At 72.0% G+C, this 8,829-nt stretch carries 6 protein-coding genes; 3 read left to right on the top strand and 3 right to left on the bottom strand.

What is annotated here, in order from left to right; translation table 11 throughout:
* Positions 1-429: 429 nt before the first annotated feature.
* Positions 430-879 carry a PTS sugar transporter subunit IIA gene (locus tag ACZ434_RS21870; RefSeq protein ID WP_468458262.1) on the top strand — a complete coding sequence of 150 codons (450 nt, stop codon included), beginning with the start codon at positions 430-432 and terminating at the stop codon, positions 877-879.
* Positions 880-956: 77 nt separating this feature from the next.
* Positions 957-2,627 carry a phosphoenolpyruvate--protein phosphotransferase gene (gene ptsP / locus ACZ434_RS21865; protein WP_468458260.1) on the top strand — a complete coding sequence of 557 codons (1,671 nt, stop codon included), beginning with the start codon at positions 957-959 and terminating at the stop codon, positions 2,625-2,627.
* Positions 2,628-2,694: 67 nt separating this feature from the next.
* On the opposite strand, the gene ACZ434_RS21860 is transcribed toward ptsP, so the two are convergent.
* A complete protein-coding gene (locus ACZ434_RS21860; protein ID WP_468458258.1) occupies positions 2,695-3,588 on the bottom strand; it encodes a hypothetical protein in 894 nt (297 codons plus the stop codon).
* Between the two features lie 108 nt (positions 3,589-3,696).
* Positions 3,697-5,673 (bottom strand): acetoacetate--CoA ligase, encoded by a 1,977-nt coding sequence (locus tag ACZ434_RS21855; RefSeq protein WP_468458256.1) that lies wholly within the window; start codon positions 5,671-5,673, stop codon positions 3,697-3,699.
* Positions 5,674-5,886: 213 nt separating this feature from the next.
* Between ACZ434_RS21855 and ACZ434_RS21850 the strand changes: the two genes are divergently transcribed.
* On the top strand, positions 5,887-8,265 hold the full coding sequence (locus tag ACZ434_RS21850) for a glycoside hydrolase family 31 protein (RefSeq protein WP_468458254.1): 2,379 nt from the start codon (positions 5,887-5,889) through the stop codon (positions 8,263-8,265).
* Here the strand turns inward: ACZ434_RS21850 and ACZ434_RS21845 are convergent.
* A complete protein-coding gene (locus tag ACZ434_RS21845) occupies positions 8,256-8,792 on the bottom strand; it encodes an NUDIX domain-containing protein (RefSeq protein WP_468458252.1) in 537 nt (178 codons plus the stop codon). The two genes, ACZ434_RS21850 and ACZ434_RS21845, sit on opposite strands and share 10 nt — an antisense overlap.
* Positions 8,793-8,829: the final 37 nt, after the last annotated feature.

The raw sequence follows: 8,829 nt of genomic DNA, 5'->3' as shown, positions 1-8,829 counted from the left end.
GCGTTGACTTTTGGCACGCTGTTGAGTTCTCAAGGAACGGACGCTTCCTTCGTACTCACCCTCTCGGGCTTTCCTCCGGGCGCTTCCCTTCGGTGGTTCCGACTCTATCAGTGTTTTTCCGACTCTCTGACCACCGTCCTGCAGACATGCAGAAAGTGATCCAAAGATAGGATCTGACGAGTTGGATTGCTGCCGAGTGAGGACACTGATCGCGTCACTCATCCCCGAGCAGGAGTACGACTCTACACGGGGTCGCGGACCGCATGCAAATCGATTAGGGTGGGGTGGTCTAGACCTCTTGTCTGGACCACAGACCTGGAGCTGTCCCCCGGAACCGGTACGTCCTATGACATACGCTGCTGAACAGCACGCCGGAGACACGCAGTGACGGCCCTCGTACAGATCTCCACTCCTTGGGAGGCTTCCCACATGACCACCGTGACGTCCCCGCTCGCAGGGCGGGCCATCGGACTGGCGTCCGTGCCCGATCCGGTCTTCTCCGGGGCCATGGTCGGCCCGGGTACGGCGATCGACCCCGAACGGAAGCCCTCCGAGGCCGTCTCTCCCGTCGACGGTGTGATCATCTCGCTGCACCCGCACGCGTTCGTCGTCGTCGACGAGAGCGGACACGGTGTGCTCACCCACCTCGGTATCGACACCGTTCAGCTCAACGGCGAAGGCTTCGAGCTGCTCGTCAACAAGGGCGACACCGTGACGCGCGGTCAGAGCATCGTGCGCTGGGACCCTGCCGCCGTGGAGGCGGCCGGCAAGTCCCCGGTGTGTCCGGTCGTGGCGCTGGAGGCCACGGCGGACGCTCTCTCGGAGCTTCGTGACAGCGGCGATGTGGAGGCCGGTGACAGTCTCTTCCTCTGGAAGTGACCCGGCGCCGTCCTCCGACGGCCACCAGGACAACCAACGCGGCGGCTGTTCCCGCCGCACTAGCGGAGACGGGTGAGATGGAGACAACGCTGCGAGGCGTCGGTGTCAGTCACGGTGTGGCGATCGGCGAGGTCCGGCACATGGGTACGGCGGTGCTCGAGCCGCCGGCCAAGCAGATTCCCGCACAGGACGCGGAGCGCGAGCAGGGGCGCGCCCGCCAGGCCGTGGAGGCCGTGGCGGCCGATCTGACGGCGCGCGGAAACCTCGCGGGCGGTGAGGCACAGGCGGTGCTCGAGGCGCAGGCCATGATGGCCCAGGACCCCGAGCTGCTCGCCGATGTGGACCGGCGGATCGCCGTCGGCAGCACCGCCGAGCGCGCCGTGTACGACGCGTTCGCCTCGTACCGCGAGCTGCTGGCGAACGCCGGTGAGTACCTGGCGGGCCGGGTGGCCGACCTCGACGACGTGCGGAACCGTATCGTCGCCCGGCTGCTCGGGGTGCCGATGCCCGGCGTGCCGGACAGCGACGAGCCGTATGTCCTGGTGGCCCGTGATCTGGCGCCCGCGGACACGGCGCTGCTGGACCCGACGCTGGTGCTCGGCTTCGTCACCGAGGAGGGCGGGCCCACCAGCCACAGCGCGATCCTGGCCCGGGCCCTCGGTGTCCCGGCCGTCGTCGCGCTGCCCGGTGCCGGCGAACTCGCCGAAGGCACACTGATAGCGGTCGACGGCAGCACCGGCGAGATCTTCCTCGACCCGAGCGACGAGAAGAAGGCGCAGCTCCAGGCCGCGGCGGCCGAGCGCAAGGCGGCGCTTGCCGCGTCGACCGGGCCCGGTGCGACGGCCGACGGTCACAAGGTGCCGCTGCTGGCCAACATCGGCGGCCCGGCCGACGTGGCGGCAGCCGTCGAGGCCGGTGCGGAGGGCGTCGGGCTGTTCCGTACCGAGTTCCTCTTCCTGGACGACAGCAAGAACGCTCCCTCCGAGGAGAAGCAGGTCACGGCGTACCGTCAGGTGCTCGAGGCGTTTCCCGAGGGCCGGGTCGTGGTGCGCGTGCTGGACGCCGGCGCGGACAAGCCCCTGGACTTCCTCACTCCGGCGGACGAGCCGAACCCGGCGCTGGGCGTGCGCGGCCTGCGGACGCTGCTGGACCACCCCGCGGTACTGCGAACCCAGCTGACGGCGCTGGCCAAGGCCGCGGAGGGGCTGCCCGTCCACCTCGAGGTGATGGCCCCGATGGTGGCCGACCGGGCCGACGCCAGGGCTTTCGCGGACGCGTGCCGGGAGGCGGGACTGCGGGCGAAGTTCGGCGCGATGGTCGAGATCCCGTCTGCTGCGCTGCGGGCGCGCTCGGTCCTGCAGGAGGTGGAGTTCCTGTCGCTGGGCACGAACGACCTCGCGCAGTACACGTTCGCCGCCGACCGTCAGGTGGGTGCGGTCTCCCGGCTCCAGGACCCGTGGCAGCCCGCGCTGCTCGACCTGGTGGCGCTGTCCGCGGAGGCGGCGAAGGCCGAGGGCAAGAGCTGTGGTGTCTGTGGCGAGGCGGCCTCCGATCCGCTGCTCGCGTGTGTGCTGACCGGTCTGGGGGTCACCTCTCTCTCCATGGGTGCCGCGTCCATTCCCTATGTCCGCGCGTCGCTGGCGAAGTTCACGCTGGCCCAGTGCGAGCGGGCCGCGGCGGCGGCCCGGGCGGCTGACAGTGCCGAGGATGCCCGTAACGCCGCTCAGGCGGTGCTGTCGGGCGAATAGCCGACGCGACCGGCTTCCGGAGGGGCGCTCCACGCGAAGTGGAGCGCCCCTTAGCGTGTTGCCGGGCTCAGTGGCGGTGGGCCGGGCCGGGGCCGCCCTCCTCGCCGAGGTCGGGCGGCTCGCAGTAGTCGACATTGGACTCCGGGGCGATGAGGTCGCCGGATTCGGCGTCGGTGCAGTAGGCGTCGAAGACCTCCCCGGCGGTGAGGGGTACGAGGCCGTAGGCGCGCATGCGCCAGCCATGGACGCGGTCGGGTGTGCCGGGTTTGCTGATCCGCATGACCAGTCCGCCGGGGCCGGCGGTGGCGAGGCCGACGGCCAGGACGGTGGTGAATTCCAGGGCTTCGGACTCGTCCAGTTCCGCGCGGCCGGCGATGGAGTCGGCGTGCAGGACGGCGACGAGCGTTTCGGGCGGCCCGGAGACGCTGCACACGAGGTGCCGTTCCCCGGGCGGTGCCGTGTCGAGGATCCGCAGGAGGAGGTGCGAGGCGCGGGCGAAGGCCGCTCGGCCCAGGTCCTCGCCGCAGGAGACGCAGGGGCCGAGGCGGGCGAGGAGCGTGGTCGCGTACTCCCAGGTCGCCTGGCGGACGGCCTCGTCGACGAGGGTGGGCAGGAGGTCGGCCAGCGGCCGGCCGTCGTAGGGGACGGTGGGTCCGGTGGAGGCGAGTTCGGCGGTGAACCGGGAGCGGCTGGTGTGGCTGTCCGGGTCGAGGCCCGTGTTCACGCAGAACTCGGCGTAGTCCGCGGGGTCGAAGAGCGTCACGGTGGTGTGGCTGCCCTCCAGCGCGCGCGTCCTGAGGACGGCTTCCAGGTGTTTGAGGTAGGTGGTGTGGTCGTCGAAGGCGAAGCTGTCGTAGCGCCGCATGGCGCGGAAGTCGTGTTCGTCGGTCAGCACGCCGATGGTGCCGACGATTTCGCGGCGCAGGACGCGTCGCAGGGTCCGGTGGTCGGTGTACGCCATGTCTCCCCCTCTGCACGGTCGATCAATGCTCACTCAAAGTAACCGGTGGCACTGACAATGGGCTGGGGGGAGACGGATGGCGTACTCGGAGAGTGACCGGCTCGGGGCTCAGGCGCGCTTGCGGGCGAGTTCCTCGTAGAAGGCGAGCAGGTCGAGGTTGTCGATGGAACCGGGGTTGACGGCTTTCTCCAGGGGGGTGCCCTGGAGGAGGCGCTTGACGGGGACCTCGATGCGCTTGCCGGTGAGGGTGTGCGGGACTCCGGGCACCTCGATGATCTCGTCGGGGACGTGGCGGGGCGAGAGTTGCTCGCGGATGGTCCGCTTGATCCGGTTCAGGAGGTCGTCGTCCAGGGCGGCGCCGGGGGCGAGGTGGACGAAGAGGGGCATCCAGTAGCCGCCGTCGGGCTGTTCGAGGCCGATGACGAGGGATTCCCTGATCTCGGGGAGGCGTTCCACGGCTTCGTAGATGTCGGCGGATCCCATGCGGACGCCCTGGCGGTTGAGCGTGGAGTCGGAGCGGCCGTGGATGACGACCGATCCCCGCGAGGTGATGGTGATCCAGTCGCCGTGGCGCCAGACGCCGGGGTAGGTGTCGAAGTAGCTGTCGTGGTAGCGGCTGCCGTCGGGGTCGTTCCAGAAGTGGATCGGCATGGACGGCATCGGGTTGGTGACGACAAGTTCGCCGACCTCGTCGGTCAGGGGCTTGCCGGCGGCGTCCCAGGACTGCAGGTCGGTGCCCAGGCCGGGTGCCTGGAGCTCGCCGATGTGGACGGGGAGGGTGGGTACGCCGCCGGCGAAGCAGGAGCACACGTCGGTGCCGCCGCTGACGGAGGCGATCCACAGGCCGGCCCCCTGCTCGGCGAACTCGTCGTGCAGCCAGCGGAAGCCGTCGGGCGGCAGGGGGGAGCCGGTGGTGGCGACGCACTTGACCGCGGAGAGGTCGAAGTCGCGCGAGGGGTGCACGCCGGCCTTGCGGCAGGCCATGACGTAGGCGGCGGAGGTGCCGTAGAGGGTGGCGCCGGTGCGTTCGGCGATGCGCCACTGGGCGCCCGTGTCGGGGTAGCCGGGGCTGCCGTCGTACAGCACGATCGTCGTTCCGGTCAGGAGGCCGGAGACGAGGAAGTTCCACATCATCCAGCCGGTCGAGGTGAACCAGAAGAAGCGGTCCTCGGGGCCCAGGTCGCAGTGGAGTCCGAGTTGCTTGAGGTGTTCGACGAGGATGCCGCCCTGGGACTGGACGATCGCCTTGGGCAGTCCGGTGGTGCCGGAGGAGTAGAGCACCCACAGCGGGTGGTCGAAGGGCACTGGTTCGAAGACGGGTTCGGTGTCCGCGGAGGTGAGGGCGGACCAGTCGAGTGCCCCGTCGGGGGCGTCGGTGCCGAGCAGGGGGATGTGCACCACGGCACGGAGGGTCGGCAGTTCCCGGCGCAGTTCGGCGACGACGTCGCGGCGGTCGTGCTCCTTGCCGCCGTAGCGGTAGCCGTCGACCGTGAACAGGACGACGGGTTCGACCTGCTGGAAGCGGTCGAGGACGCTGCGGGCGCCGAAGTCGGGGGCGCAGGAGGTCCAGACGCCGCCCACGGCGGCCGTGGCGAGGAGGGCGACGACCGCCTGCGGAATGTTCGGCAGATAGCCGCTGACGCGGTCGCCGGGACGGACGCCCAGGGTGCGCAGCTCGGCGGCGAGGGAGCCGACCTGGCGGCGCAGCTCTGCCCAGGTGACGGGCGTCGGATCATGTGTCTCGTCGACGTACAGCAGGGCCGGTTCGTCCGCGCGTGACGCGGTCGCGCGCAGGGCGTGCTCGGCGTAGTTCAGCGTTGCCCCGGGGAACCACTGGGCGCCGGGCATGGAGCGGTCGCCCAGCACGCGCGTGTACGGCGTCGAGAAGCGGACGTCGAACCACTCCGTGACCGCTTTCCAGAAGGTGTCCAGTTCGTCCACGGACCACCGGTGGAGCGCCGCGTAGCCGCCTTCGGCGGGTGCGCCGTGGTGTTCGGCGGCCCATGCCTGGAAGGCGGTGATCCGGGCGCCGGCGATTCGTTCCGGATTCGGCTGCCAGAGCGGCTGGGGGTTCACGGTCGACATGGGGCGGCTCCCGGACTGTGCGCGTCGTGTGCGTCCTCCGCGCACGGGCTGGGGTGTGCGCGTGACGCGGCTGACAGGGACGATGCCACGTGATCGACTTCCGCACCAGGGTGTCCCCCACAGAGTCCGTGTCGTGAAGATGTGGTCGGATCACGGATGAACGGGAGTTGAACGACACCCTGGCCGGGCGTGATCGATGACAGGGTGAGCAGCATGGACGGTCGTGACCTGGTGCGTTCGGTGAAATCGGTCGGCTCGTCGGGGGCGGCTCAGGGGTTGCGTACCGTGCGGGCGGCGTGGCGCAGGCGGCGCGCGGACGCCGCCGGGCTGCCGCCGCGGGGGCCGGTGCGGGCGCGGGTGCCCGGGGCCGTGCGGGAGGTGGAGCCGGGGCCCGGTGGTGGGCTGATCAGGTTCAGCCGTTCGGAGCTGCGGATCTTCGTCGCGGTGAACGGGGCCGTCTTCTGGGGCTGGGACGGGGCGGCTCCCGAACCGTCGTACGCGCTGGCGGGCCGCTGCCCCGATCCCGATCCGCGGGCGGCGCTGGAGCCGCACAAGGACGGTGGCTGGCGTGTGGTGGCCGAGCGTGTGACGGTCGTGGTGTCCCGGCTCGGCGCGGTGGAGGTGCTCACCCCCGGAGGAGTGACGCTGCGGCGTGATCTGCCGCCGCGGTGGTGGGAGCCGGTCGGCGGTGGCACCGCGCGGTGGATGCAGCGGTCGGAGGTGCCGGCGGACGCCCGGTTCTTCGGTCTCGGGGGGCGTGTGGCGGGTCCCCGGTTGCGGGACGGCACGTACGGGTTGTGGAACACCGGCCGTGGTCGTGCGCCGGGGCACGGAGGCGGTCCGCGGTCCCTCACCATGCCGACGCAGATGGTGGTGGCCGACGCGGGCACCCATCTGGTGTTCCACGACAGTTCGTGGGACGGCGCGGTGACGTTGCGGGAGGGCGAGGAGGGGGGTGGTTCCGGGCACGACCGGACCGGGACGAGCGAGCTGTGGATGGACGGCGGACCGTTGCGCTGCTGGGTGATGGTGGGTACTCCCGCGCGGGTGCTGCTGGCCTGGGCGTCGCTCACCGGTGCGCCGGCGCTGCCGCCCGCGTGGGCGCTCGGTCACCATCACGCGCTGTGGGGCGGTGGCGGTGAGGAGGAGGTGCGGAGGGTGGTCCAGGGCCACCGGGAGCACGGGCTGCCGCTGGACGCCCTGCACCTCGGCGCCGGCCACTTCGGCTCCCGGCGGGTGTTCACCGTCGACGAGGAGCGCTTCCCGAAGCTGCCGGTCCTCGCGGACGAGCTGCGGCGCGAGGGGATCAGGCTGGTGTCGGTCGTCGCTCCCGCCGTCGGGGTGGCGCCCGGCAGCCGCGTGTACGGCGGCGGGGTGGAGCATGACGCCTATGTCCGGGACGCCTCCGGGGCGGTGGTCCGCGGGGTCTCGTGGTGCGGGGACGCGGTCTTTCCGGACTTCACGCGCGCGCGTGTGCGGGAGTGGTGGGGCGGGCTGTACGCGGAGCGGCTGGCACAGGGGTTCTCGGGTTTCCGGCACACCCTGGACGAGCCGACGTCGTTCGCGGCCTTCGGGGAGCCGACGCTGCCGCGGTCGGCCGGACACGCGCTGGACGGGCGGGGCGGTGATCATCGTGAGGGGCACAACGTGTACGGGCTGTGCATGGCGTGGGCCGCGTACGAGGGGCTGCGGAAGCTGCTGCCCGAGGAGCGGCCGTTCGTGCTGTCGCGCTCCGGGTGGGCCGGCACGCAGCGGTACGGAGGCACGTGGGCGGGCGAGGCGGGAGCGGGCTGGGCCGGGCTGCGCGCCGCGCTGGCGGTGGTGCTGGGGCTGGGGCTGTGCGGGATCCCGTACTCGGGTCCGGACGTGAGCGCCGTCGACGGGGTGCGCTCACCGGAGCTGTATCTGCGCCGGCTCCAGTTGGGGGCGTATCTGCCGTTGTTCCGCACGCGCGGCGGTCCGCGGGCGGGGGGCGGGGAGCCGTGGGAGCTCGGTGCCGGTGTTCTGCGGCACACGCGTGGGGTGCTCGTCGAGCGCCGGCGGCTGCTGCCGTACTTCGTGACGCTGGCGCACCTGGCCCGGCGTACGGGAGCGCCCTATGTGCGCCCGTTGTGGTGGGCGGCGCCGGAGGAGCGCACGTTGCGCGACTGTGAGGACGCGTTCCTGCTCGGTGACTGTCTGCTGGTGGCGCCGGTGCTCGGTCCCGGTGTGGAGCGGCGGGCGGTCCGGCTGCCGCGCGGGCGGTGGTACGACACGGCGACGGGACGGGCGTACGAGGGGCCGGGCCGGGTGGTGGTCGACGCGCCGCTGGAGCGGATCCCGGTGTTCGCGCGCGCGGGCGCGGTTCTTCCGGTGCGGGGTGCGGAGGGTGGTACGGAGCTCGAGGTGTGGGCGCCGGCCCGGGGACGGACCGGGGGCGGGCTGGTCGTGCCGGACGCCGGGGACGGGTGGGAGGAGCCGGAGGCCGAGCGGTACGCGGTGCGGTGGTCGGGCGGGCGGGTCGTCGTCGAGCGGGAGGGTGAGGCGGGTGTCGGCGAGCCTCGCCGGCCGGTGCGCGTTCGCGGGCTGGGACCGGCCGGGGGTCAGCTGTAGCGGCCTTCGAACCAGGCCCGCACGGCCAGTGTGTGCAAGGGGAAGGCGAGTTCCTCGGGGCGGCGCAGCAGGTGCCGGCCCTCGGTCTCGTCGGTGGGGGCGGAGGGCGGCAGGTCCTCCGCGGGGCGTTCGGGCAGGAGCCCGAAGAGCAGCAGGTGTCCGTCGGGTGAGCTCATGGCGTCGGCGAGGCGGACGTCGTGGCTCGCCACCTCGATGCCGGTCTCTTCCCGGAGTTCCCGGACGACGGCCCGGCGCCAGTCCTCCCGGTGGTCGACGTAGCCGCCGGGCAGGGCCGTGCGGCCCCGCGCGGGGGCGATCGCCCGGGTGATGACGACCAGGGCGGTGCCGTGGGTGTCGTGGACGGGCTGAAGGGCCACCGCCACCGGGAGGGGGTTGCGGTAGGTGACGGTGCCACAGGTGGTGCAGGTGCGGGGCCAGCCGGAGACGCCCTCCGGGTAGGGCGCGCCGCAGCTCGAACAGTGGGAGTGCGGCGCGGAGTCGGTCACCTTGGCGGGAGTTCGGGACACGCGCGGGACTGTAGCGGACCACGGCGGGGGTGCCCCC

The organism is Streptomyces sp. NPDC030893 (assembly GCF_055571535.1).
Note: the sequence above shows the minus strand (reverse complement) of the source record. Positions and strands in the feature narration are given on the sequence as shown.

Excerpts from the sequence above, each read along its gene's own strand:
- ACZ434_RS21870 (WP_468458262.1), top strand. The coding sequence starts at position 430 with ATGACCACCGTGACGTCCCCGCTCGCAGGGCGGGCCATCGGACTGGCG.
- ACZ434_RS21860 (WP_468458258.1), bottom strand. The coding sequence starts at position 3,588 with ATGGCGTACACCGACCACCGGACCCTGCGACGCGTCCTGCGCCGCGAA.
- ptsP (WP_468458260.1), top strand. The coding sequence starts at position 957 with ATGGAGACAACGCTGCGAGGCGTCGGTGTCAGTCACGGTGTGGCGATC.
- ACZ434_RS21850 (WP_468458254.1), top strand. The coding sequence starts at position 5,887 with ATGGACGGTCGTGACCTGGTGCGTTCGGTGAAATCGGTCGGCTCGTCG.
- ACZ434_RS21855 (WP_468458256.1), bottom strand. The coding sequence starts at position 5,673 with ATGTCGACCGTGAACCCCCAGCCGCTCTGGCAGCCGAATCCGGAACGA.